Below are 24055 nucleotides of genomic sequence, written 5' to 3'. Positions count from 1 at the left end.
CGCTCTTCTTCGCCCGCGCGGCGCCGAGCGGGGTGGCGCGCGGGTGGTCGGCTTCGGCCGGCTTCGATGGCGGCACGCTGCTCAACGAGCTGGGGGAGAGCGACCCGGCGGAGAGCGCCACCTTCATCCGCCCGCGATTCGACCTGGGATGGGTGCGCCGCTGGACCCCGGCGCGCGCCGAGCTGGAGGCGGGCACCTCCGCCGGGATCGCGCTGGGCGAGCTGCCGCGGCAGGCGCTCTTTCTGGTGGGCGGGCGCGGCACGATTCCCGGCTTCCCCTTCCGCGCGTTCGGGGGTGATCGCTTCGCGCTGGCGCGGGTGATGGGCTCGGCGGACGTGGCGGGGCCGTGGCTGCGCGGGCGCGGGTTCGCGAACGCGGGGTGGACGGGAGTGGGCTCCGCCGGCCGCGTGCCGCTCCAGGACTGGGGCGCGGCGACGACGGGGAGCCCGCGTTTTTCAGTGGGCACCGGTGTGGGGCTCTTTTACGACATCCTGCGCGTGGACGTGGCGCGCGGCCTGGGGCCGGATGGCCGCTGGGAGCTGATCGTGGAAGCCAATCCTTCGTTCTGGGACTTCCTGTGAGCCAACTTTCCTCGCGCGGGGGGTGTGCATGCTTGGGGTGATCGTGCGCGGCGGCATCGCCGCGTTCCTGCTGTTCCTGGCCGTGAAGCAGCTCCAGGCCGGGCATCCGCTGTACGCCGCGGTGGACGTGATCTTTGCGATGGTGGCGGGGCTCCTTGCCCTGTCTGCATGGCCCGGCGCCACGAGGCCGCCGGCGCGGTTGATCCGCGGGCTGGTGGCGGTGGGGGTGGTGCTGTGGATCGCATCGCTGGTGGGGCGGTTCGTGTAAGCGGGTTGCGGCGCCGCGTCGGGCACGGGCGGCCACGCGGGGCCGCGCCTACGAGGGTTGGTTTCGTCGGCGCGGGTCGGGGTGTGGCGGGCGGTGGGCAGACACGCAGGTCTGCCCCTACGGCGGCATCGGTGCGTCCGAGGGTTGGCGGCGGTGCGGCGGCGGGCACGGGCGCGATGAATCGCGGCCCTACCTATTCCCCATTCCCGATTCCCCATTCCCCATTCCCCGCAGTCAGTGATCGACGCATTCCACCTCCCCGGCATCCCCCACCCGCCGACTACCACCTGGTCGTACGGCAAGGGGGCGGATGCTTTCGAGGTCCGCATTCCGCGGCTGACGGCGGCGCTGCTGCGCGAGCAGGTGCGGGCGCTGGCCGCCGCGCGCGAGGAGCACCTGGCGCGCAGGCCCGTGGCCGAAATCGTGGAGGTGGTGGACCGGGTGGCCGCGCGGCTGCTGGACCCGGCGGACCCGCTGCGGCGCACCGCCGAGCGCGCCCTCCCCGCCATGACCAACTACTCGCCCGCCATGATCCGCCTGGTGCTGGACCGCATGGCGGCGGACTGGCGCGCGGCTCCCATTCGCGAGCTGCTGCGCTCCGAGTTCGGCGATCCGCGCGTGCTGGACGGCTTCTTTCCCGCGCAGCGCGGCGGCGGGGAGCGGATGGCGATCGGGCCGCGCTTGGTGGCGAACGTGTTCAGCGGCAACGTACCCGGGGTGGCGGTGACGGCGCTGGTGCGCTGCCTCCTGCTCAAGTCCGCGGCGCTGGGGAAGACGGCGGTCGGCGAGCCGCTCCTGGCCACCCTCTTCGCGCGCGGCGTGGCGGAGGTGGATGCGGGGCTGGGCGCGTGCCTGGCCGTCACCTACTGGCCCGGCGGCGACGACGAGATGGAGCGCACCGCCCTGGAAACCGCCGACGCCGTGATCGTGTACGGCGGCGCCGATGCGGTGTCCGCCGTGCGGGAGCGCACCCCGGCCGGGACGCGCTTCCTGGGATACGGGCCCAAGATCTCGTTCGGCGTGGTGGGCCGCGACGCGCTCACCCGCGACACAGCGGCCGATGCCGCGCGCGGCGCCGCCCTAGATGCCTCCACTTTCGACCAGCAGGGGTGCGTGTCGCCGCACCTCTTCTACGTGGAGGAGGGGGGCGCGGTCTCCCCGCGCGAGTGGGCGGCGCTGCTGGCGCGCGAGATGGAGGCGGTGGAGCGCGAGCTTCCGCGCGGCACGCTGGCGCCGCGCGAATCGTCGTCCATCCGCCAGCTTCGCGCGGTGGCCGAGTTCGCGGAGGTGGGCGGCGGCGGCACCGAGCTCCACGCATCGCGCGAGGGCACGGCGTGGACGGTGATCCACGAGCCGGACTCCGCCTTCACCGCATCGTGCCTCAACCGCGTGGTCCGCGTGAAGCCCGTCGCATCGCTGGATGACGTGCCGGCGCTGGTGGAGCGCTTCGGGCCCTACCTGCAGACGGTGGGTGTCGCCGCATCGCCGGAGGCGGCGCGCGGGCTGGCGGCGGCGCTCGCGCCGGTCGGTGTGGCGCGGGTTACGACGCTGGGGAGGATGGCCTGGCCGCCGCAGACGTGGCACCACGACGGGCGCCCGCCGCTGCGGGAGCTGGTGCGGTGGTGCGATCTGGAGACGGCGGGGTGATCCGGGGGTCGGCGCACGCGTAGGGAGGGCAGACACGCAGGTCTGCCCCTACGGGTTTCTGTGCGCGTGGGCGGGCGGCGGTGCGAGGCCGGGCACGGGCGGCCACGCGGGGCCGCCCCTACCCGTGCGTAAGGCGGCCATCGAAGCACGGCGCGAATGCAAACACCCCCTCCCCCCGGCAGTTTGGGGGGAGGGGGATGCGTCGCGGAGCGACGCTGGGGGTGGGGCCTACGGCACCTACCCCAGCCACTCCTCCTCGTCCTCTTCGTCCTCGTCCTTGGCGGCGGGGGCGACGGGGATGACGGGTTTGGGGCGCGGCGGGTCCGGGGAGATCAGGACGTTGGAGGCGGCGGCGTAGAACGGCGGCGCGTCCGGGTTGTCCAGGCGGATGTGCAGGAGGCGGCTTCCGTCGCCCGTCTTTCCCAGCACCGCCGCGATCTCGCCGAGGCCCGCCGAGCAGCACACCTCGTCGCCCACCTTGGGGATGCGCTCGGCGCCGGTGCTCCATCCCGGGTAGGCGGCGCGGTCGATCCGCAGGTCGGCGTTGGGACGCCGGCCGTTGGTCTCCGGCGCGCCTTCGGGGCGCGGCACGGCGCCGGCCCCCATCGAAAACCAGCTGCTCATCTCACCTTGCACGGAACGGGACAGCGGACGGCCGGGGCGCCCCCGGTGCGTTCCCGGGGGCCTGTTCCGGGAGCCGCTTACTTGTGCCGGAACGTGATCCGGCCTCGCGTCAGGTCGTACGGCGACATGCTGAGGGTCACTCGGTCCCCTTCCAGCACGCGGATCTTAAACTTCCCCATCTTGCCGGCCGCATAGCAGAGCACGATGTGCCCGTTCTCGAGCTTCACGCGGTACTTGCGGTCCGGGAGCACCTCGCTCACCAGCCCTTCTACCTCAATTCCCTCTTCCTTAGCCAATTGTAGCCTTTTCGCTGAAGAAAATCCAATGCACGAAAAAGCCCGCGGCATGCGTCAAGCGGTGACGCGCGCCGCGAGCTGTGTGCGGGCCGATCGCGCCGGCCTCGTGCGCGGGTGTGATCCCGGCCTCCAAAGATAGCGTCTTCAAGGGACCGGCACAACGTCCCCGCACCTCGAACGCGAGCAGAATGCTGCATTTCGACTCGTCTGACGGGACGGTGGCGCGGGGCGCGGACGTGCTCGCCGCGATGCTGCGTGAGCGCACGACGGACCTGCGGCGCGTGGCTCTTGACGAGTTCCGCGAGTGGCTTCTTCGGCAGCTTCCCGGCTGGCGGCTCGACCCCGTCTTCGCGCAGCGCGAGCGGATCCGCGACCTGCGCCGCGCATCCCCGCGCCTGCGTGTGCTGGAGCGCGATCGGCGGCGCGTGGCCAGGGCGGACGCGGACTCGCCCGAGGGTGAGCGGCTGCGACAGGTGGAGGAGGAGCTGAGGGGCGTCGCCAGCGCGGTGGAAGGGCTGACGGGTGCGCTGGAGGATGCGGACGAGGACCGGCGGGCGTCGCTGCGGGAGAAGCTGGACGCCTTTCGCGCACGCCGCGCCGCGCTGGAGGCCGAACGCGACGTGCGGATCGCGGCGAGCCCCGAGCGCGTGCTGCTCGTGCGGCTGGATGCGGAACTGGAGCGCCTGCGCGAGGAGAGCGGCGTCGGCGCGGAGGAGGCGCGGCTGGATGAGATGATGCGCGCGCAGGGACGCCGCTCCGGGCGCGCGGGTGGCGGATTCGAGGCGGCGGCGCTCCGGGCCGTCCGCGAACATATTCTCCCGGAGCTCGGCGATGGGCCGCTAACGGTGCTCACCGGCGTCACGCTGGGCACCGCGCGCACGGAGCTTGACCAGGTCGTCGTATGCGGTTCAGGAGACACGCCCGTCGAGGTGCTCGCGGTCGTCGAGGCGAAGCGCAACCCGAACGACGTGGCGCACGGGTTCACGCGGCGGCAGGCCGACCTGGCGTGGCTGTCCGGCCAGCGCGCCGCGTACGATCCGGCGCAACACGTCACGAGGCACTTCCCCACCGGCCACTTCGACCGCGCGGAGCACGAGCAGGATGGCGCGCGATTCGTCTTCGACCCGAGCTCCTTCCACCGCTTCCATCCCGAGGACGGGCACTTCCTCGACGGCCTCTACTTCGTCACACGCGCCACGCCGCTCGCGGGGCTTTCGGGCGCCGCGCTGGGCCGCCTGCGCCACCGCGCCGCCACCGATGAGCGCTTCGCACCGGCAGATGACGCGTACCTGGCGGATCTCCTGGCCTGGTGCCGCACGCTGACCGAGCCCATCGAGACACCCGACGTGCTCGCCCTCTACGCCGCCGAGCCCGAACGCGCGCGCCAGATCCTCTTCCTGACCTGACCGGGCCCTAAATACCGATTCTCTGGAATCGCGTGGATTGGGGGAATGGTCTCATGATCCTTCGGGCTGTACAGAACTGTCGGATTGGTATAAAGCAAAAGGGGAGACGCGGAGAAGTTCACTCCGTGTCTCCGCGCCTCCGCGTGAGCCCCGCTTTCGGCTACTGCGGCGGAATCGGGACGTCGAACTCGCCGTTGGTGATGGTGACGGGGTTCAGCGGGTTCGGGTCGCTCGCGCGCACGGCGACGCCGCTGAAGGTGCCGCGCACGCGCACGTCGGTAAGGCGCGTCACGTTGACCGTGCCGAGCGCCAGGACGTAGGCGTTGGACGTGAGCCCCGCCGTGTCCGGCGAAGTGGTGAGCTTGGCCACGTCCAGGTCGCGCGCGAACACGCCGACCCGGCAGCTCCCCGGCGCCGTCTGGCAGCCGAGCGCGTCGATGCTGTAGGAGCCGGTCTTCGTCAGCGCGCCCAGGAGGAGCGAGAAGCCGTCGCCCTTTGTGCCGCCGCTCTGCCGGAAGGCGACCACGGCGAGGACGCTGTCACCGCGGATGGCGCTTGCGCCGGTCGCCGGCTGCGTGAGCGCGCCGTTCTCGATGGGGAGCTCGCCGCTGGCCTCGTAGCTTCCGGTGATGGCACCGCGGTAGTCGAAGCGCACAGTCCCCACCGGGTCGAGCGGCTCGGTGCCGGTGCCGTCGCCGCACGCGGCAAGGAGCACGGCGCAGAACGCCGCAAGGAATCTGGAGCGCATCGCTTACTCTCCCGCCAGGGCGGATAGCGGCGGAGTCGCGGCACGCTTGCGCCGCGGCGGAAAGCGCGCTTCCAGCTCGCGCCACCAGGTGCCCTCCGCGTTGCGGAACTCGCGCGGATAGGTGCGCGCCGCTTCGGCCAGCGCGACCCGGGTCAGGCAGTACCGGCAGGTGCCGGCACGGCTGCAGTCGCACTCTTCGTCTTCCTGGTACTCAAGGAGTAGGGCGAGAAGCCCCGTCAGCAGGTCCATCGGGATGCGGAGAAGGTGGAGGGGAGCGCGCGCCCAGACCGGCAAGGAAACGGACAGGCCGCCGCAAACCCTTGCAGGAAACAAGGATAACGACTTCCGTCGCATTGCGCTACGGGTTCGTGCGCAAAGACGCGGGGAGGGCAGCCGGCGCCCTCCCCGCATCTCGTGTCCAACAGCCGCGTGCTACCGCGTGCGGACGATGGAGAGCCGCACCTCGGGCGCGGCGGCGTTGGGGAGCGTGTTGAACGCCGGCCCGCCGCCGAAGCGGTGGCCCAGCTCCCGCCGCTCGCGCTGGCGCAGGCGCATCTCGAAGCCGCCGTCGCCGCCCGACGCGCCCTGGCTCGCGGCCTCGGCGACGGCGCGCGACAGGGTGGGTCCGTTGGGCGAGAGCACCGGGTTGGGCCCGCCGACCGGCCGCACGATCCCCGTGGCCGTCACCGTGACGGCGGCCACTTCGCCGCCCCCGGTGGAGGCGTAGAAGGGGATCACGACGTACTCCGCGCCCGTGGTGCCGCCGTCCAGGCAGAGCGCCGAGGCCGCGGCGCCGCTGGCCTGGTACACCTGCCCGACCGGGGCCAGCGGCACCACCGTGCAGGTGCCGGAACCGGTGGCCCCGCCGCCGGAGGTGCGCACCTCGGCACGGATCGCGGGGAGCACGCCCAGGCGCAGGTACGCGTTGCCGGTGGCCGCCAGGTCCACGCGCCGCGGCACGCCGTTCTGCAGCGTGTCCACCTTGAGGCGGAAGCCCCCAAACGCGTCGTTGCTCAGCGCCTGGCGGAAGTTCCAGCTCGGGTGCGTGTACTGCGCGGGGACGGCGGGGACCGCGTCGTCCGTGTAGATGGCGACGCCCCAGTTCTGGAAGAGAGGGAGCGGGTCGGTGCCCAGCTGCGCCGTCAGGTTCACGATCCCGCGCGTCTTGGCGTTGACCAGGTTGAACCAGAGGTCGCGCTCGCCGCCGCCCCTCTGGTCCGCCGCGTAGCGCAGGAACTGCCAGGCGGAGCCGCGGGTGGCCAGGTCGTCGTCGGGCTGGATCGGCGAGTTCTCGCTCGGCGCCTTGTAGTACTCGTTCACTCGCCCGAAGTTGGGGACCTGGTAGCGATTGAGCGCGCTCAGCCGCGTGGGGTCGGAGAAGAAGGCGTTGGTGATGGCGATGTTCTGCCGCGGCCCCAGCCCCGACGCCGACGCGTAGAAGGAGAGCTCCTCCGCGATGTGCGCCAGCCCCTCGTCCAGCCAGGTCTCCTCGAAGTCGTCCGCGTCGTTGACGTACAGGCGGCGCGAGGCGTTGATCAGGTGCTGGAACTCGTGCGACAGCGTGGCGAAGGTGGTGGTCTGCACGTAGTTCTTGGAGCGCGCGTTCCCGTTGACGCTCCCCGTGGGGTCCGGCGCCAGCAGGTAGAACATCTCGCGCACGTTGCTCGCCTCGCACCCGTCCGCGTCCTCGTTCCCCCGCTTGGGAAAGAGGTCGCGCCCGTAGAAGAAGCCGCCCACGATGTAGTCCGCGTTGCGCGGCGTGAGCTGGTTCACCGCGCTGGTGAACAGCATCAGGATGCGCCCGTTGCGGTCCACGTCGCTGGGCATGCCGAAGGTCTCGGTGTCCACCGGCCACGAGACCCGCTCGAACTCGTCCGCGAACTGCTGGTACTCCGCGTCGCTGAAGCCGTTGGGCGGGTTGCTGACGTCCGCGAGCACCGCGCTGTGCTCCGAAAGCGCCACCACCCGCACCTGCCGGTTGACGGGCGCGCTGCAGACGGAGTCCGCGTTGACGTTGATGGTGAGCGTCTGGCCCACCGACAGGTTTTCCCTGCCGCCGGTGGGGTTTCGCTCGCAGGCGGCGAGGCCCAGCGCGAGGAAGAGAACGGGGTAGAGGCGTTTCATCACGAGGGTCCTCGCGGGGTTCGTCGCCGGACGGCGGAGGTGCCGCGGCGCTGCAAAGCCAGGGTTCGGTTGGAGCCGACGGCGGGCTCCGTTTTCTGCATCTAGCGCGCCGCGCCCCGTAAGGCAAGCGGGCACGGGCCGGAGTGATACCCTCCCGACCCCGCGGAGTTGCGCGGCGTCACATCAGGAGCGTGTCCACCCGGTGCGCGTGTACCATGTCTTCGCACGGCGACCAGGCGAAGACGGTGAACCGCCCGTCCTGCGACGCCACCAGCGCGAGCGCGTCGTGCTGATCATGAACGAATTGGGCGGCCGAAAGGTGACGGGTTCCCCCCAGCCGCGACGGCTCCACGACCGTGGAGGTGTTCCCCACCACCGGCTCGGTGACCGACACCCGCTCCACCCGCGTGCTCCCGCGCCGCACGATCTTGACCCCGAAGGCGAGGAGCTCGTAGCGCTCGTTGATGACCGTGGCGCCGTCCACCGCGGTGAGCCGCGCCACCGCGTCCACCGAGCGGCGGAAGGCTTCGCGCCAGATCGGGTGGCTGCGCTCCTCGGCCGGCGCGGCGAGCACCTCGGTAAGGTCGGCGAACGGGGTGACGGTGTAGGGGATGGGGCGCGCGGCCGATGCGTGCCACCCGTCGCCGTCGCCGGGGACCACCAGGAGCGAGCCGCCCCGCCCGTGCGCCCGCATGGAGACGGCGAGCTGCGACAGAACGTTGGTGGGCCCCGCGGCCGGCGCCGGCGCCTCGAAGCCGAGCAGCGAGGAGAGGAGCGTTGGGCAGTCCGGGAGGGAGGCCCCCGCCTCGTCCACCACCTTGATGCGCTCCCCCTCCAGCACGGCGACGGTGCCGTACTTGTCGTACTCGTCGCCGCGGCGGTACTTCACCACAAGGAGCCCCGGGTCCACCACTTCAAGGACGAAGCAGATGGTGGGCACGCGGCGCGTCGTCCCCCACACCCGCAGCACGTCGCCAACCGGCCAGACGCCCAGGTGGGTGCCGGGGCCCTCCACGGCCGGGGCGAGCCGGGCCAGGTCGCGCGGGTTCAGCGGGAGCGGGCGCTCGAAGACCATCGCGTGCCCCGCCGCTTCCGGCGGGATGAAGGCGAGCGAGATCTTGGGCGAGTGCCCCTCCTCGCGGCGCAGGCTGGCCCAGAAGGATGCGTTGATCACCGCCTCCACCGTGCGCGCGTCCGGCTGCGGCGCGAAGTCGGTGACGCCGACGGCTTCCGCGTGCGCCAGGTGCGCCGCGAGCTGCTCCACCACCGTGGGCGCCACGATGCGCGCCGCGGGGTACCCAGGCTTCCTCTTCGTCTGCTCCGGCATTCTCGTTCCGTTCGGGTCGGTCGCGTGCTTTCCTGCCCGGAAGGATGCGAACAATGGCGCCCGGATGCCAGGGGGTGGGTCTGTCTGGCGGCGGCGGCGCACCCTATACTTGCGGGGTCGCGCCCACCCTCGCACCCGGTACCGCCATGTCCGCCCCGCCCGCCGATGACTCGCTGGATCGCGTGCGCCGCGTGTGCCTGTCGCTTCCCGAGGCGTTCGAGCAGGAGGCGTGGGGGGCGCCCACCTTTCGCGTCCGCAAGCGCATCTTCGCCATGTTCGCCGCCGCCGGCAATCACCACGGCGGCGGGCGCGACGGGCTCTGGCTGGGCGCGCCGCTGGGCGTGCAGGAGATCATGGTGCGGTCCGAGCCGGAGAAGTTCTTCGTGCCGCCGTACGTGGGGGTGAAGGGATGGATCGGCGTCCACGTGGACGCCGTGGACGACGAGGAGCTGCGCTCGCTGGCCGTGCAGTCGTACTGCATCGTCGCTCCCAAGAAGCTCCAGGCGCTCGTCTCCGGTTAACCCGCTCGCCAACCGATTATGGCCAAGAAGCCCGCGCAGGAGCTTCCCATCCTCCTCTTCGAGGATTCCGACGCCTTCGCCGAATGGCTGGACCGGCACCACCGCGAATCGCCGGGGGTGTGGATGCGGCTCGCCAAAAAGGGCGCGGCGCTCCGCTCCCTGTCGTACGCCGAGGCGCTGGACGTGGCGCTCTGCTACGGGTGGATCGACAGCCAGAAGAAGGGCTTCGACGAGGTGTCGTGGCTCCAGAAGTTCGGTCCGCGCGGCCCCAAGAGCCTCTGGTCCAAGATCAACCGCGACAAGATCGAGGCGCTCACCGCGGCGGGGCGGATGAAAGAGGCGGGGATCGACGCCGTGGAGCGCGCGAAGGCGGACGGACGCTGGGATGCCGCCTACGATTCGCAGCGCAACGCCACCGTCCCCGACGACTTCCAGGCGGAGCTGGACCGCTCCCCCGCCGCGCGCGACTTCTTTGCGTCGCTGGACGGCGCCAACCGCTACGCCATCCTCTTCCGCATCCAGACCTCAAAGCCCGAGGCCCGTGCCGCCCGCATCGCCACTCTCGTCGCCATGCTGGAGCGGGGGGAGAAAATCCATTAGGCACCGGGGCACCCACACCGGGGGGGCGCCGCGGGCGTCGCCGGGGGGTGAACAGCGCCGCGGGCACCGCCGGAGGGTGAACAGCGCCACGGGCGTCGCCGGAGGGTGAACAGCACCGCGGGCGTCGCCGGGGGCTGAAGCCCCCGGCTGGAACTACGCGAAGTCCGCTGAAGCGGACTGGGTGCCGCCGTGTCCCAAAAATTCTGTCATCCTGAGCGAGCGCCTCTCTGACCTCGCCCGTGCGCCATCGCTCGGCGCGAGCGAAGGATCTACTGCGCGTGCCTCGAGGGTAGCCGTGGGCGCGGGTCACTTCGCTCATCCACGATCGGTAGTGTCGTCAACAATTCCAACTCGAGAATACAGAATGCTCCGCTCGCTGACGCTGGCGCTCGTCGCCTGCACGATTTTCTGCGCACCAGGGCGCGGCCAGACTTCCCCCGCGACGCCCGGGGACTCGCTGCTCCAGGCCGCACGCGCCGATGCGGACCGGGACGCGCGGGACCCGTTCGTGGGCGGCTACTTCGGCTCCAGCTTCCTGGGTGGGGCGGCCCTCGGCCTCATGGCGCCCATCGTCGCGCTGTTTCCGAACCGGGAAACGGCTACGGTCGCGGCCGCAGGTGGGGTGCTCGTGTTCGCGACGTTCGATCAGGCGGGGCAGCCGGTGAGGACGCTCCCGGACTCCATCCGGTGGCGCGTCGCGGAGGAGCCACCCGAGTATCATGAGGCTTACCGCGCGGCGTATGCACAGCGCCTGACAAGACGGCGCGTCAGGGCGGCGAAGACGGGAGGGATTACCGGTGCGCTGGCGGGGGTGGGGTTCTTTGGGTTCCTGGCGTATTCGTTCGCGACGGCGGATTTCTGAGCTGCGATGGACGGATCGCGGTCCTGTAAGCGGATTGCGGTGCAGCGAGGGGCACGGGCAGCCACGCGGGGCTGCCCCTACGGGATTCGGTGCGGTTGCGATGCGGGGCGCAGGGTAGCGCCGCAACCGCTCGCGACGCGATATTTCCGGGGACTACGAATGTTTTGCCGGTCGTCACACGCGCGCGACGTTGCGCGTTCTTCATCCGCCCCCCTCTCCGCAGTGAATCACCCGCAGCTCCCGTAACGCATGATCCGCCGTATCAGCTTCGCCGTGCTCGCGGTGGCACTCCTGGCCGGCTGCAAAGATGGAGGCCCCTCGGGGCCCGACGTCACCGACACCACGGCGCCCACCGTCGTGATGCCGGAGCCGGGGGTGCAGTTCGGTCCCAACTGGCGCTATTACAAAACCAACCGCGGCACCGTGGGCGGAACGCTGAGCGACGACCAGCAGGTCACCCGCGCCACGGTGCAGGTGAACGGCGGGGCGGAGCAGTCGCTCAGCATCCAGCCGAGCACATCGGCGAACTTCCTGGCAGAGGTGACGCTGCCCCTGAACGGGGACAATACGGTGGTGGTGCACGCCTACGACGCGGCCGGCAACCGCGGGAGCAGCGCGCTCGTGATGACGATCGTCACCGAGGGCCCGCCGCCGGCGGACGTCAGCTCGCCGGTCGACGGGCAGACGTACAGCTACACCTCCACCTACGGGGTCAGCCTCTACGGAACCAAGAACTCCTACGCGGTCGCCTACAGCCTCAACGGCGGGCCCCTGGTACGGCTCGGCTATGGGCCGTCCGCGTGCAACTTCGTGTGCTACACCTCGCGGCTGTCCAACCTCCTCCCCGGCGAGAACGTCCTGGAGGTGTACACGTACGACATGGCCGGCAACCGCACGGTCAGGACGATCCGGTTCAGGTGGAACGAGCTGCCCCGGGTGAACGTCACCTCACCGCAGTTCGGCAGTGTGCCGATGGGCCCGGAGAGCGAGCTGCGCATCGCCGGGAGCGCCGACCACGGGCAGAAGGTCGCCCGCCTCACCTGGCAGGTGAACGACGGCCCCGAACAGGAGCTCCCCGGAGCCGGCGGACCGACGGCCACCTTCGAATTCACGGCGCCCCTCCGCCTGGGGACGAACCAGGTGAAGGTCAACGGCTACAACTCCGCGGGATTCAGGAACTCGTACGTGGTGGATGCGGTCCGCACCCTTCCGCCCGGCCCGGCGGGTGCGTGGGCGTCGCTGTCGGCGGGTAATCAGGCCGCGTGCGGGCTCACGACCGCGGGCCGCACGTACTGCTGGGGATCGTACGACTCCCGCGGAGTTCGCCCGGTGCCGGAGGCGGTGGCCGGCGCGCCTTCGTTCGCGCGGGTCTTCTCGGGCAAGCAGCTCAACTGCGGGATCGGCGGTGACGGAGCTGCGTTCTGCTGGGGGAGCCAGCCGGCGCCGGTCGCGGGCGGCCACCGCTTCGCGCGGCTCTCCCTGGGCGGCACCCCGTTCGCGTGTGGCACGACCGTGGATAGTGACGCATACTGCTGGGGGGAGGGGTCGGCGGGGCAGCTCGGCAACGGGACCACGGTCCAGTCAGCCGTGCCGGTGGCCGTGGCGGGCGGCCATCGCTGGAACGACGTCTCCGCCGGGATGGCGCACGCCTGCGGCCTCAACACGGCGGGGGCCGCGTTCTGCTGGGGGAGCAACTCGGCGGCGCAGCTGGGGAACAGCTCGTACGCCCCAAGCGCCACTCCGGTGGCGGTGGGAGAAGGGCACACCTTTGCGTCCGTCAGCGCCGGGGGCAACAGCAGCTGTGGGCTGGATGCCGGGGGAACGGCGTACTGCTGGGGAGCCCTTCGCGCGCCGGGGGGCGTCATCTCTCCGGCGCCGCCCGCTGCCGTAGCCGGGGGGCTGACCTTCCGCTCGATCACGGTGGGGGACGACCACGCGTGCGGCCTCACCACCGCGGGGCGGGCCTACTGCTGGGGATCCAATTACTGGGGCCAGGTGGGGAACGGTACCTCTGCGGCAGGGATGGTCGCGGAGCCGGCGCCGGTGGCGGGCGGCCTCACCTTCACGCAGCTCACCGCCGGTTACGGGTTCGCCTGCGGCGTGACGTCCAACGGCGCCGCATACTGCTGGGGCTACGGGGTCAATGGCCAGCTTGGGAATGGCGGCACGGGCAGCTCCACCATCCCGGTGAGGATGATCGATCCGGTCTGAGCTTTCGGCGCGTGAATCGATGGCGGCCCCGGAACCTCCAGGTACCGGGGCCGTTTTCGTCCGGGTGAGAAAATCCATGGCCGAGGCGCTCAAAGAAGAGTGCGGGGAAGGGGACCTTCTCCGTGTCTCCGCTCGAGCCCCCCAACCACTCATCTACTTCATGGGCACCCCCGCGAGAAAGAGAATCGCGGTGATCGCCGTCCACGGCGTCGCCGACCAGCAGCCGAACGAGTCCAACGCCGCCATCGCTTCGCTGCTGGTGCAGCACGGCGAGCGCCCGGGGACCAGGCACGGGAGGTACACGCCCTTCGAGACCGTCGAGGTGCACCTCCCGCAGTTTCCCGCCATCCCCCCGCGCGTGGGCAATAATACGAAGACGGCGCTGGGGGCTCCCGCCCCGCACCGCGGGAAGGAATCGCGGCGCCATGGGCGGTGGCAGCTCCGCTCCGGACGCGACTACATCGAGAAGACCAGGGACGCGCTCCACGAGACCCCGCGCGGCGCCGACGAAAAGCGCGCCGGGTTCGCGCCTGGCGAGCCCACCGACGCGGCGGGCGAGCTCGGCTACCAGTTCATGCACATGCTGCTGCGCGACCACGAGCCCGGCGGCGGCGCGCGCTCGTACGTCACGACGGTGCTGCGCGGCCTCCGCCGCGGCGGGCCCGGCGTGCCGGTGGACAGCGACGCGCGGGCGGCCGTGGACGGACGCGAGGGCACGGACGAGCGCGAGGTGGACGTTTACGAGGTGTACTGGGCCGACCTTTCGCGCCCGGGCCAGGGAGCCCTCGGGTTCTTCAGCACCGCGTACCAGCTCCTGCTGCACGTGGCCACGCTGGGCAGGCAGGCGGTGGACGACACGAAGTTGGACTACCCGTCGGGGCCGTGGAAGGCGATCCGTTTCGTGCAGTGGCTCGCCGTGCTCCTCCTGACGCTGCCGATCCCGCTCCTGAACCTCGTCCTCCTGATCGTGGGCTTCGGCGTGATCCCCGCCGGCGCCATCGCGGGGTACACCCGCGGCCCGGACGTCGCGCTGTGCGCCGTGCTGGGCGCGGCGGGCGTGATGCTGGCGTACCTGTGGATGCGGCCCAGGGTGCCCGCCCGGCCCTTCACTTGGAGCGTGCTGCCCTTTGTGTTCGCCGCCGCCACGGCGGCGGGAGGGGTGGGCGCGGGCCTCGCCGCCAGACGGGTGCCCGGGTGGGCCCACATCGGGGAGGGCACCGCGATCACGATCGCCTGGTGGGTAGTGGGGGGCGGAATCGCGTACTGGGTGGGCTCCAGCTACCAGCGGCTGCGCACAGGTGCGCTCGCCACCACCATGGCCGCATACGTCCTGTCGTTGTCGGTATTCGCGTACTGGATGGTGAAGCTGCGGAGCGTGTTGGACGTGGTCCCCCGGCTGGAGACGGCGACGCTGCGGACGATGCAGCTCATCTTCGCCGTGCTCGCCGCCTGCCTGGTCCTGCTGTGGCTCTGTGCCATCGCGCTCGTCATCCTCTGGTTCGTGGCGCGCTGGGACGCGTGGCGGCGCCGCGACCGCAAGCTCCCTTTCAGAGACGATCCGCGATGGAGCCGCTGCCGCGCCGCGCTGCGCACGGGCCGGCTCGCCATCGGGCTCTCGACGGGCGCGCTCTACGGCTTCACCCTCCTCGCCTGGGCCGGGATCTTTTCCTACACGGTCAACCGGTTCGACATCTTCTCCCACGTCAGGGTGGAGGAGTCCGGTCCCTACCCGGCGCTTGCGGTCCTCCTCCCGGATGTATCCTCTCTGCGGGCGATGGACAATTCGCTCGCGAGGCAGGACCTGTCCGCGATCCAGGACGCGGCGAAGGATACGACCGGCCCGCCCAGGGATGCCCGGGCGGACTCGGCGGCGATGCGGATGGCGGAGCACGATGCCGCGAGCTTCACCGTACCCGAGTACTTCCAGGGGCTGATCGCCCAGAGCATCACGCCGGCCGCGCCGTTCGCCTTGCTGCCCATTCTCGCCGCCATGTTCCTCCTCCTGTGGATGGCGCTCCCATCGGTGGCGGCGGAGGGGAACGCGGCATCGGAGTGCACCAACCCGGAATCGCGCCGCATGGGGCGCTGGCTCTCGCGCGGGCTGGACTCCACCCGCCTGGTGACGCACCTGTTCTACGCCGCGATGCTGATCCTGCCGGCGTTTCTCGCCCTCGTGCACGTGTCGAAAACGCGCGGCTGGGGCTCCGTGGTGGCGCTCAACGCCTACCTGGAACTGAAGACCTACGCGGCCGCGGGCCTGGCGGGGACGATGATCGCGGCATCCGCCGTGTTCATCCTGGGTATCCTGGTGAAGTTCGGCGGGTCCGCGCTGGACGTGATGCTGGACGTCGACAACTACCTGCGCACTACGCCGCCCGAGTCCACGCCGCGGGCGCGCATCTGCCAGCGGTACGTGTCGCTGCTCCGCCACGTCGCCGGGGCGAAGGCCGACACGCGCTACGACGGTGTGGTGATCGTGGCACACAGCCTGGGTGCGCTGATCTCATGCGACCTGCTGCGCTTCCTCCAGCGCGAGAGGGCGAACGGGGGAGACCCGGCGCTCGCGCCGCTCGGCTTCGGCCCCAGGGACGGCGGGGGCGAGGTCCCCATCACCCTCGTCACCATGGGCAATCCCGTGCGGCAGCTCCTGTCACGCTTCTTCCCGCACCGCTACCAGTGGGTGCGCGACAGGCCGGACAACGGCACCACCCCGCTCCAGACGTTCGATGCGGATCTGCCAAATGCGGCTCACAGGTCGAGCACCCCCGACGCGCGCTGGCTGGGCGTGCGCCGCTGGGTGAACGTGTACCGAAGTGGCGACTACGTGGGCCGGTCGCTCTGGCTGTCGGAGTGGTACCACCGCACCCGGCACGGCAGCGGTGGCGGCCGATTCAAAGAGCCTCTCTTCACCTCTACCACGCGGCACGGGAGCGTGGAGGTGTCCGAGGGGTGCATTGGCGCAGGCGCGCACACCCATTACTGGGACATGAGCGCACCGGACGTTTCCGAGCAGATCGACCGGCTGATCGCGACCGCCTGAACGGCGCGTCTGGCGGGGACACTGGGGTTGGTGCGCGTTCTGCGCGCCAACCGGCCACGGCCGCACCTCAGCGCTCGGCGTCGGCGACGGCTTCGGCGGGGGTGGTGCCGGCGTAGACTACGCGCATCACGGCGGGATAGTAGCGGTCGAAGCCGGCGACGCTGGCGCGCACCAGGTTCTGCACCATCGTCTCGCCCAGGACGCCGCCCTCCATGTCCACGCTGGCCTTGTAGCGGATCTCGCCGTCCTCCATGTCCATCTCGAAGTTGCCCACACGCAGGCCGTAGTTGGCACGGGTGAGCACCTCGCACACCTGCAGGCGCTTGTCGGGGGGCACGCGGAAGCCCACACGCGCGTAGCAGCACACGATCTCCAGCTTCTCGTCCACGCGGAAGAGGAAGCTGTAGACGGTGTGCTCGCCCGCCATCTCACACACCAGCCCGTCGCTCTCGGACTCGGTGTAGCTCCACTCCATGGCGTCCAGCGCGCCGCGCACGATGGGGAGGAGCACCGGCACCTCGACCCCGGAATGGATCTCCCGGAGGAGGCGGTCCACCTCCGTCTCGTCGGATTCGAAGCCGGGGTCGTCGCCGGGGCTCATGGTCAGTCGCTCCGGCCCGGATCGGAGTTGGTGGTGCCGCCGACGGAATCCAGCGCGGGCGTGGGCGCCATCCCGCTGTCCACCACCGCCGCATCGCCCTTCGCCCCGGACTGCCCCGCATCGCCGCCGCACGCCGCCAGCGCCGCCGCGGCCAGCACGATCCCCACCATTCGCTTGCGCATCGCAGATCCCGTTTTCCCGAGGAGCTTCAACCGACCCCCCGGCGAGCCGCGCAAGGGCGGTGCCGGGCCGGCGAACAGCCATACCGTCCGTGTTCAAACGCGGGCATCTACATTGCAGGTTCGAAAGAGTCCCTCCCGGAAGGTCAAAATCCCTCGTCAAAGGATGGAACGCGCATGCCGTTTCCCCGCATCGCCGCGCGCGCACGCGTGGTACTCGGCGCCGTAGCCGCCGCGCTGCTGGCCGCCTGCTCCGCCGACGCACCCACCGCGACCTCCCCGACTCCGCAGGAACCCCGCTTCTACACCTACCCGAACGCCATCTACAGGAGCCACATCGAGTTCGGCGCGCCGATCGGGTCCCCTTCCAGCGACGTGCGGCTCTCCAAGAACACGCATTACCTCTCCTACAACTGCACGCGCGGCGGGCCCAACTGGGTGTCGTGGAACCTCAACAAGACGCACTACGGCGATGCGCCGCGCGCCACGAGCTTCTACTCGGACGCGACGCTCCCCAGCGGGTGCTACCGCGTGACCACCTCGGACTACACCAACTCCGGCTACAGCCGCGGCCACATGGTGCGCAGCGAGGAGCGGACGTGGTCCACCGATCAGAACAAGCAGACCTTCCTGATGACCAACATCCTGCCGCAGTACCAGGACCTGAACGGGGGGCCGTGGTACAAATTCGAGCAATACCTGCAGACGCAGGCGCAGACGTATGACAAGGAGATCTACATCATGGCGGGCGGCTACTCGTACAGCGGCACGCTGCTGGGGGCGGGGAAGGTGTCCATCCCTACCCGCAACTACAAGATCGCGCTGCTGATGCCGTACGGTCAGGGACTGGCGCAGGCCACCACCACGGGGAGCATCCAGGTGATCGCCGTCGACATGCCCAACACCACCGGCATCGCGGCGAATTCGTGGGAGACGTACCGCACCACGGTGGATGCCATCGAGAGCCGCACGGGATACAACTTCCTCCCGCTGCTCACCGACGCGGTCGAGACGTACTGGGAAGCGCGGTGACGGACGCGACCCGCGCCCGCCTGTTGCGCGCCGCCGACGGGCTGGTCTACACCAGCGAGGGCGACGCGCCGTTCGAATGGGTGGAGCTCGGCGCCGCGCAGGCGCTGACGCCCGAGGGGTTCCGCGCCCTGGCAGGCGCCGAGCCCGGCACGCGCGTGGAAGAGGTGCCGCTCGACCGCTTCTTCGCCGGCCACATCGAGGAGAGCGACCCCGCCGACCCCGCGGCACAGGCGCTCCGCGCGCGGTACCAGGCGCTCCGCGATGCGCTGCGGGACTCGCTCGCGGAGGTGAGCGTCTTCCGCGTGGGCGAGGTCGAGATCCGCTGCTACGTCGTGGGCCGCACGCCCGGCGGCACCCTCGCGGGGCTCGCGACCACGGCCTGGGAGACCTGACCCGCGGCCATGCCGATCGTCTGTCTGGAAGGGCCGAGCGCGGTGGGGAAGACGACCGCCGCCTCGGCCCTCGCCGCGGCCGGGGCGTGCGTCGTTCCCGAGGTGAACGAGCTATTTTCCCGGCCGGCCGCCGAGGCGCCCGACTGGTACCTGGAGCGGCAGGTGGAGCGCTGGACGATGGCGGCGCGCGCCCCCGGTCTCGCCATCCTCGACGGCGATCCCTTCCAGCCGCTCTGGTACAACTGGTCGTACGGTTTCGACGGGTGGCAGCCGCTGGACGAGCTCGCCGCCTTCCACCGTCCCCGCATCCTGCGCGGCGACATCAACTTCCCGGATCAGTACGTCATCCTCGGCGCACCCGCGGGCGTCCTTCGCGCGCAAGGAGGGGGACGCGACGCGGCGGAGGCACGGCTTCGACGCGCACCTGCGCTTCATCGAGCCGCAGCGCCGCTACTTCGCGGCCATGCAGTCGTTCGCCCCCGCCCGTGTGCACTTCGCCGATGCGCTCTCCGTGGCCGAGATGGTGCGGCTCGTATCCGCCGCCGCCCGTGAGGCAGTGCGCGAGGAACGGCCGGCGGAGCTCTTCGACCGCATGGTGGAGTGGCTGCGCGGGCACGATCCCTCCGCCCTTGTGGAGCGGGACGACGGTATCGAATAGTGCATGCGACGGATGGCACTCACTGTTTCCTCTCCACTGCATCCACGGCACATGGAACCCGGATCCGATCGCCTGCTCAAGCGGGTGTGGCTCGTCAACGGCTTCATCGTCCTCGCGCTCGGCCTGCTCTCCATTGGGATGTTGCTGTTCACCTTTCTCGGCGAGACCTTCCGGCCGCGCTCGGAACCGGCTGTGCGGGTCGCCGCGGGTACGCCGGACGCTCGCTCCGCGCCGCGCGCCATCCGCTACGGCGCACCCACAGTCGTACGGGGAACTCCCACGCAGCTTGTGACTGTACATCACGGCGAGGCCGACCAGCCGCTCGCGGAAAACTACGCTGACGAGGCATATTCGACGACCAGCCGCGGTGCATATCACGGCCCCGTCGTGAACGTCATCTTCCTCACTCCGGGCGCGCCGCAGGGCCGCGTCCTGCTCGACCATCCTGCACTCATTCGTAACTTGCAGTACCCGTCCCGGGAGCGACCGGACGCGTACCTCAGTCCGGGTGGCGGCAGCCAGGCCGATTCTCTCCAGACCTGGATCTCGTATGAGATCGCCGACCGCGACACGAACGGTGACGGCAAGCTCAGCGCCGCGGACCAGGCCGGGCTCTTCGTGAGCGCGCTGGACGGAACCGGCCTGCGCCGCGTCCTGCCCGACCCGTTTCGGCTGGTCTCACACGAGCCGACGCCGGACCGCCGCGGGCTGCTCGTGATGGCGCTGGAGCCGCCCAGGGGGAAGGAGGTGAAGGAGGAGGAGATGCGGCAGCGCAGCTTCATCTACGACGTCGCGAGCGGGCGATTGGTCCCATACGCCGTCCTCGATTCCGCCGCGGACCGCGCCGCCCGCATCGTCGGCAGGTAGCAATCGGAGCGCGGTTCTCGTACGCTCCGTCCGCCCGGTGGCCCGGCCGGTGCGCCTCCACTGCCGTATCGCTCTAAATGGCGCAGCTGCATGCGCTTCAGTGCCCCCACAGGCGGCAATTCCGCGCTCCAAAATGTGTCTTGCTGACCTTGCGAGATGCACCTATCCTCCGTGTGCGCATCATGACACGAGAGGAGAGGAGGATCGATGACCAACAGCTACGAGGCCGAGAAGATCGAGCGCATGTGGACGGATGCTGAGATCGACGCCATAGCGGACGCGGCCGTGGAATTCCCCCCGATCACGGAAGAAGATCTGAAGCGTGCGGTGGCGGTATCCGCGTCGGGCAGAATCAAAGTTCCGATCTCGGTCCGCATAGACGAGCTGGCCCTCGAGACAATCAAGGCCGAAGGTCCGCGTTACCAGACGCGGATAAACGACCTGATCGTCGCGTATGCGCAGGGGACAACATGCGCCCTGCGCCCGGATGTCGTCGAGGGGTTCCAAGCATTCGGTGGGGATTGGGTATCTCGGATCAACGACGTGCTCGAAGACCATCTTCGTCAACAATCCAACCGGGAGTCGCGTCAACAGCGGTGAGCACGTTCGCGTTGCGTGCCCTGCTCGCATCGGCGGTACCGTATGCCGCCTTAGCGATCTTCATCGGCTACGCTGCCTACGGGGTATACCTCGACCTCAAGGTTGGGGAGTACCGCATGCGCGAGCCGCCGCCGAAGCCAGAGCGCTGGAATGCGCGGTACTACGCGCCCGGTGCCGAGCCATGGCTCACCCGCTGGAGGCGATGGCACCGGCGGAAGGCCGCGGTGTGGCTGGGGTGCATCGCAGGTGGTAGCCTGCTCTACTGGATGCTGAAGCCCTGACTGGACGCCGCTAGAAACGTGGGTGCGGTAGCCAGGTGTCGGAGCGGGCCCACGCCTGCTGGAAAGCGGCGAGCGCCTGGTCCGCGTCGGCGGTGCGGTGCTGGGCGCGGAGGGCCTGCTCCAGGCCGACGAGGCTCCAGCCGTTGTGCGGACGGCGCTCCAGAGCCTCGCGAAAGACGCGCTCGGCGTCGGCGGGCCGGCCCTGCTCCAGGAGGAGCGTTCCCAGCCAGTCGCGCACGGCGAAGGGGAGCGGCTCGGGCTCGTCGTACATGAGGGCGTCCTCCAGGCGGGCGGCTTCCTGGAAGGCGGCGACCGCATCGCCGGTGCGGCCCTCCACGCGCAGGATCTCGCCGCGCAGGAGGGCGCCCACCACGCTCAGGAGGCGCGCGGGCTGGTGGACGCGGAACATGCTCGTGGCCGGCGCGTGGCGCGCCAGCGAGTCCACGAGCGCCAGGTAGGCGCGCGCGCTGTCCGGCCGCGCAAGGCGGAGATGGGCGTGCCCGCGCGCGAACGCCCACAGCCCCTGGTGAATCGGGTGCACGGGAGCGCGGGTCAACTCCAGGATCTCGTCGAAGCGCCCGAAGCGCAGGAGGACGAGCGAGTGCAGCCCCGCGCCGTCGGCGGGCACCAGCTTCGTGTAGTCCCTAGCCGCCTGGATGGCGAGCGCGCCCTGGCCGTCCATGGACGCGGAGAATAGGAGCATGTGCAGGTTGTGCGAGGGATAGATGGAGATCCCCTCGCCGACCGCCGCCCGCTGGTCCGAGTGCCACGCCTGCACGTTGACCCGCGTCGCGTCGCCCCAGCGCCCCACGCGGTTGTAGGTGTGCGACGGCATGTGCAGGATGTGGCTCGCGCCGGGGATGGCGCTCCCCAGCAGGTCCGCGCACCGCTGCGCTTCGCGGACCTTGGGCGTGGTTTCGGTGGCGTGGATGTAGAGGTGGCAGGCGCCCGGGTGAGCAACGTCGCGCGCGAGCACCTCCTCCAGCACGCCGACGATGCGCGCGACGGAGGGCTTGGTGAGCGGCCAGACTCCGCGGCGAGGCTCCAGGAGCATCAGCGCGTCGGCGTAGAGCGTCGCCACTTCGTCGTTCTGCGGAGCGCTCCGGTACACCCCGGCCATCGCGTTCACGAAGGCGGTGTCCAGGCTCTTTCGCCCCGCCGGGGCGTGCGCGGGGAGGTAGCGGACGGCCATGGCTTCCGCGAGCGCGCGCTCCACGGGCGTGGCGCGTACCCGGGCGAGCGCACGCGCGCGCGTGGCGGCGGCGTGCGCGGCGGGTGCGTCGGCGTCGTCCATGGGACTGTTCAGATATGGCCCCAGCGACCACGCCTCGCCCCACCAGCACATCGCGCACTCCGGGTCGCGGCGCCGCGCCTCCGCGAACGAGCGGCGCGCATCCTCCGGCGCGAACGAGTACATCAGCCGCACGCCCTGGTCGAAGTACGCCTGCGCCTCCGGCACCCGCGTCGACACGGGCCACGTGAAGCTGCCGAGCACCCCCGCGTAGACCGGCATCGCGCCGCCTTCCGCCTGTTGGGCATCGGCGGGATGCGCGGCGACGGCCATCCCGATCGTGAAGGCGACGAAGAGACGGGCGAAGGGGTTCAGCGGCATCGGCGAGGAGCTGGGTCGAAGAGAGAGCATCATGGGCCGGACGCGGATGTTTACAGCAAAGCCTCACACAGAGAACACGGAGAGAACTACAAGCCACAGAGGAAGCCTTGATCTGTTCTCTCTGTGTCTCTGTGTCTCTGTGTGAGCCATGCAGTTGCGGTTCTCTCTGCGTCTCCGCGCCTCCGCGTGAGGCTTCTGGATCACGAATGGTATCAGGCGGGTGCGGCGTCGTCGAGGTCGCGGCCGCGCCATTCCGGGAGGAGGAGCGCGCCGACGATGGCGACGCCAAAGAACCCCGCGAACGTTCCGAACACCGCGCCGGACCCGCCCGCGGCCATCAGCGGCGGCACGGCGAGCGGGGCCAGGATCGAGGCGATCCGCCCGAAGCCGGCGGCCCACCCGGCGCCCGTGGCGCGCACGGCGGTGGGGTACACCTCGGGAGTGGCGGCGTACACCGCGCCCCACGCACCCAGGTTGAAGAAGGAGAGGAGGCACCCGGCCACCAGGATCTCCTCGCGAGAGCCGGCGCGGCCGAAGAGGAGCGCCGCCAGCGCGGAGCCGGCCAGGAAGGTGGCGAGGGTTGGGCGGCGGCCCCACTTCTCGATCAGGTACGCGGACACCGCGTAGCCGGGAAGCTGCGCAAGCGTGATGATGAGGGTGAACTGGAACGACTTCACCAGCGAGAATCCGCGCGCGGTGAGGAGCGACGGGAGCCAGATGAAGGCGCCGTAGTAGGCGAAGTTGATCCCGAACCACACCAGCCAGAGCGCCAGCGTCCTCCGCGCCAGAGCCCCGCGCCAGAGCGTCCCCAGCCCGACGCGTTCGGCCACGGGCGCCGTGAGCGGCGCGGCCTCGGCGGGGGGCTCGACGCCAGCCGCGGCTTCGAAGCGGCGCACGGCGGCCTCCGCCTCGTCCACGCGCCCGCGGCTTTCCAGGAAGCGCACCGACTCCGGCAGGGCGCCGCGCACCACCGCCGAGTAGAGCGCGGGAACGGCGCCAAGCGCGAACGCCCAGCGCCACCCGGCCGGCGAGCGGGGGATGACGTAGGTGCCGATCAGCGCGGCCAGGATCCACCCGAGCGCCCAGAACGCCTCCAGCCCCACCACCACGCGCCCTCGGATGCGCGCCGGCGCGAACTCGCTGATCAGCGTCGACGCCACCGGGAGCTCCGCGCCCAGCCCGAAGCCGATCAGGAAGCGGAACGCCAGCAGCGACGTCACCGACCACGACGCGGCCGCGGCGCCCGTCGCCAGGCCGTAGACGAGGAGCGTGCCGGCGAACACCGTGCGGCGCCCCCAGCGGTCCGCGGCGCTCCCTCCGACCATCGCGCCCAGCGCCATCCCCACGAACCCCACGGACCCGATCCACGCCACGGTCGCCGGCGCCAGGTGCCACTGCGGCGCGAGGGCGGCCATGATGAACGAGATCAGCCCCACGTCCATGGCATCCATCGCCCACCCGGCCCCGGCGACCACCAGAAGGCGGCGGTGGAGGGCGGTAAAGCGGAGGCGGTCGAGGCGTGCGGCGCGGGTCAGCGGCATCGAGGGAAGTGCGTTAGTGCGTTAGTGCGTTAGTGCG

General features: G+C 70.8%; 25 protein-coding genes. 15 read left to right on the top strand and 10 right to left on the bottom strand.

Annotated elements, in window-relative coordinates:
- From VF647_22165 to VF647_22155, 3 genes are all read left to right on the top strand, one after another.
- On the top strand, positions 1-581 hold a 581-nt coding region (locus VF647_22165; protein HEX8454799.1), incomplete at its 5' end, for a hypothetical protein.
- A gap of 28 nt (positions 582-609) precedes the next feature.
- Positions 610-849 (top strand): hypothetical protein, encoded by a 240-nt coding sequence (locus tag VF647_22160; GenBank protein HEX8454798.1) that lies wholly within the window; start codon positions 610-612, stop codon positions 847-849.
- Between the two features lie 237 nt (positions 850-1086).
- Positions 1087-2496, top strand: a complete 1410-nt coding sequence (locus VF647_22155; protein ID HEX8454797.1) for an acyl-CoA reductase — start codon at positions 1087-1089, stop codon at positions 2494-2496.
- Between the two features lie 237 nt (positions 2497-2733).
- Here VF647_22155 and VF647_22150 read toward each other — a convergent pair whose 3' ends face one another.
- Together VF647_22150 and infA are read right to left on the bottom strand one after the other, a co-directional pair.
- The gene (locus VF647_22150) at positions 2734-3120 is read right to left on the bottom strand and encodes a hypothetical protein (protein HEX8454796.1); all 387 of its coding nucleotides are present in this window, start codon (positions 3118-3120) and stop codon (positions 2734-2736) included.
- A gap of 77 nt (positions 3121-3197) precedes the next feature.
- Positions 3198-3416 carry a translation initiation factor IF-1 gene (gene infA / locus VF647_22145; protein ID HEX8454795.1) on the bottom strand — a complete coding sequence of 73 codons (219 nt, stop codon included), beginning with the start codon at positions 3414-3416 and terminating at the stop codon, positions 3198-3200.
- 188 nt (positions 3417-3604) lie between these two features.
- On the opposite strand from infA, the gene VF647_22140 reads away from it, so the two are divergent.
- Entirely contained in the window at positions 3605-4822 is a 1218-nt protein-coding gene (locus VF647_22140; protein HEX8454794.1) for a hypothetical protein, read from the top strand.
- Positions 4823-4982: 160 nt separating this feature from the next.
- Here VF647_22140 and VF647_22135 read toward each other — a convergent pair whose 3' ends face one another.
- The 4 genes from VF647_22135 to VF647_22120 form a co-directional block, all read right to left on the bottom strand.
- Positions 4983-5570 carry a hypothetical protein gene (locus VF647_22135; protein HEX8454793.1) on the bottom strand — a complete coding sequence of 196 codons (588 nt, stop codon included), beginning with the start codon at positions 5568-5570 and terminating at the stop codon, positions 4983-4985.
- Between the two features lie 3 nt (positions 5571-5573).
- Positions 5574-5819 (bottom strand): hypothetical protein, encoded by a 246-nt coding sequence (locus tag VF647_22130; GenBank protein HEX8454792.1) that lies wholly within the window; start codon positions 5817-5819, stop codon positions 5574-5576.
- A gap of 183 nt (positions 5820-6002) precedes the next feature.
- On the bottom strand, positions 6003-7694 hold the full coding sequence (locus VF647_22125) for a hypothetical protein (protein HEX8454791.1): 1692 nt from the start codon (positions 7692-7694) through the stop codon (positions 6003-6005).
- Between the two features lie 178 nt (positions 7695-7872).
- Positions 7873-9021 carry a hypothetical protein gene (locus tag VF647_22120; protein HEX8454790.1) on the bottom strand — a complete coding sequence of 383 codons (1149 nt, stop codon included), beginning with the start codon at positions 9019-9021 and terminating at the stop codon, positions 7873-7875.
- Positions 9022-9167: 146 nt separating this feature from the next.
- On the opposite strand from VF647_22120, the gene VF647_22115 reads away from it, so the two are divergent.
- The 5 genes from VF647_22115 (at position 9168) to VF647_22095 (ending at position 16255) form a co-directional block, all read left to right on the top strand.
- Complete coding sequence (locus VF647_22115) at positions 9168-9542, top strand: MmcQ/YjbR family DNA-binding protein (GenBank protein HEX8454789.1); 375 nt, start codon at positions 9168-9170, stop codon at positions 9540-9542.
- 18 nt (positions 9543-9560) lie between these two features.
- Positions 9561-10142, top strand: a complete 582-nt coding sequence (locus tag VF647_22110) for a YdeI/OmpD-associated family protein (protein ID HEX8454788.1) — start codon at positions 9561-9563, stop codon at positions 10140-10142.
- Positions 10143-10506: 364 nt separating this feature from the next.
- Entirely contained in the window at positions 10507-11004 is a 498-nt protein-coding gene (locus VF647_22105; protein ID HEX8454787.1) for a hypothetical protein, read from the top strand.
- 249 nt (positions 11005-11253) lie between these two features.
- On the top strand, positions 11254-13215 hold the full coding sequence (locus VF647_22100) for a hypothetical protein (protein ID HEX8454786.1): 1962 nt from the start codon (positions 11254-11256) through the stop codon (positions 13213-13215).
- Between the two features lie 190 nt (positions 13216-13405).
- A complete protein-coding gene (locus VF647_22095) occupies positions 13406-16255 on the top strand; it encodes a hypothetical protein (GenBank protein ID HEX8454785.1) in 2850 nt (949 codons plus the stop codon).
- A gap of 67 nt (positions 16256-16322) precedes the next feature.
- On the opposite strand, the gene VF647_22090 is transcribed toward VF647_22095, so the two are convergent.
- On the bottom strand, positions 16323-16856 hold the full coding sequence (locus VF647_22090; GenBank protein HEX8454784.1) for a YbjN domain-containing protein: 534 nt from the start codon (positions 16854-16856) through the stop codon (positions 16323-16325).
- A gap of 2 nt (positions 16857-16858) precedes the next feature.
- Positions 16859-17038 carry a hypothetical protein gene (locus VF647_22085; protein ID HEX8454783.1) on the bottom strand — a complete coding sequence of 60 codons (180 nt, stop codon included), beginning with the start codon at positions 17036-17038 and terminating at the stop codon, positions 16859-16861.
- Positions 17039-17212: 174 nt separating this feature from the next.
- Here VF647_22085 and VF647_22080 point away from each other — a divergent pair, with 174 nt between their 5' ends.
- The 6 genes from VF647_22080 to VF647_22055 all read left to right on the top strand — a co-directional run bounded on the left by VF647_22080 (position 17213) and on the right by VF647_22055 (position 20865).
- The gene (locus tag VF647_22080) at positions 17213-18067 is read left to right on the top strand and encodes a DNA/RNA non-specific endonuclease (GenBank protein HEX8454782.1); all 855 of its coding nucleotides are present in this window, start codon (positions 17213-17215) and stop codon (positions 18065-18067) included.
- Positions 18064-18459 carry a nuclease A inhibitor family protein gene (locus VF647_22075; GenBank protein ID HEX8454781.1) on the top strand — a complete coding sequence of 132 codons (396 nt, stop codon included), beginning with the start codon at positions 18064-18066 and terminating at the stop codon, positions 18457-18459. The genes VF647_22080 and VF647_22075 overlap by 4 nt, the downstream gene beginning before the upstream one ends.
- 9 nt (positions 18460-18468) lie before the next feature.
- Positions 18469-19011, top strand: a complete 543-nt coding sequence (locus VF647_22070) for an AAA family ATPase (GenBank protein ID HEX8454780.1) — start codon at positions 18469-18471, stop codon at positions 19009-19011.
- A 157-nt stretch (positions 19012-19168) separates the two neighbouring features.
- Positions 19169-19984: a hypothetical protein gene (locus tag VF647_22065; GenBank protein ID HEX8454779.1), complete on the top strand. Its 816-nt coding sequence runs from the start codon at positions 19169-19171 to the stop codon at positions 19982-19984.
- Between the two features lie 207 nt (positions 19985-20191).
- Positions 20192-20584: a BrnA antitoxin family protein gene (locus VF647_22060; GenBank protein ID HEX8454778.1), complete on the top strand. Its 393-nt coding sequence runs from the start codon at positions 20192-20194 to the stop codon at positions 20582-20584.
- Complete coding sequence (locus tag VF647_22055; GenBank protein ID HEX8454777.1) at positions 20581-20865, top strand: hypothetical protein; 285 nt, start codon at positions 20581-20583, stop codon at positions 20863-20865. Before VF647_22060 ends, VF647_22055 begins: the two co-directional genes overlap by 4 nt.
- Before the next feature lie 10 nt (positions 20866-20875).
- On the opposite strand, the gene VF647_22050 is transcribed toward VF647_22055, so the two are convergent.
- Together VF647_22050 and VF647_22045 are read right to left on the bottom strand one after the other, a co-directional pair.
- Positions 20876-22477: a tetratricopeptide repeat protein gene (locus VF647_22050; GenBank protein HEX8454776.1), complete on the bottom strand. Its 1602-nt coding sequence runs from the start codon at positions 22475-22477 to the stop codon at positions 20876-20878.
- 212 nt (positions 22478-22689) lie between these two features.
- Positions 22690-24018 (bottom strand): MFS transporter, encoded by a 1329-nt coding sequence (locus tag VF647_22045; GenBank protein ID HEX8454775.1) that lies wholly within the window; start codon positions 24016-24018, stop codon positions 22690-22692.
- Positions 24019-24055: the final 37 nt, after the last annotated feature.

The sequence above is a fragment of the Longimicrobium sp. genome, assembly GCA_036387335.1.
In the GTDB taxonomy this organism is placed as follows: domain Bacteria; phylum Gemmatimonadota; class Gemmatimonadetes; order Longimicrobiales; family Longimicrobiaceae; genus Longimicrobium.
This window is presented reverse-complemented; position numbering and strand designations above follow the sequence as displayed.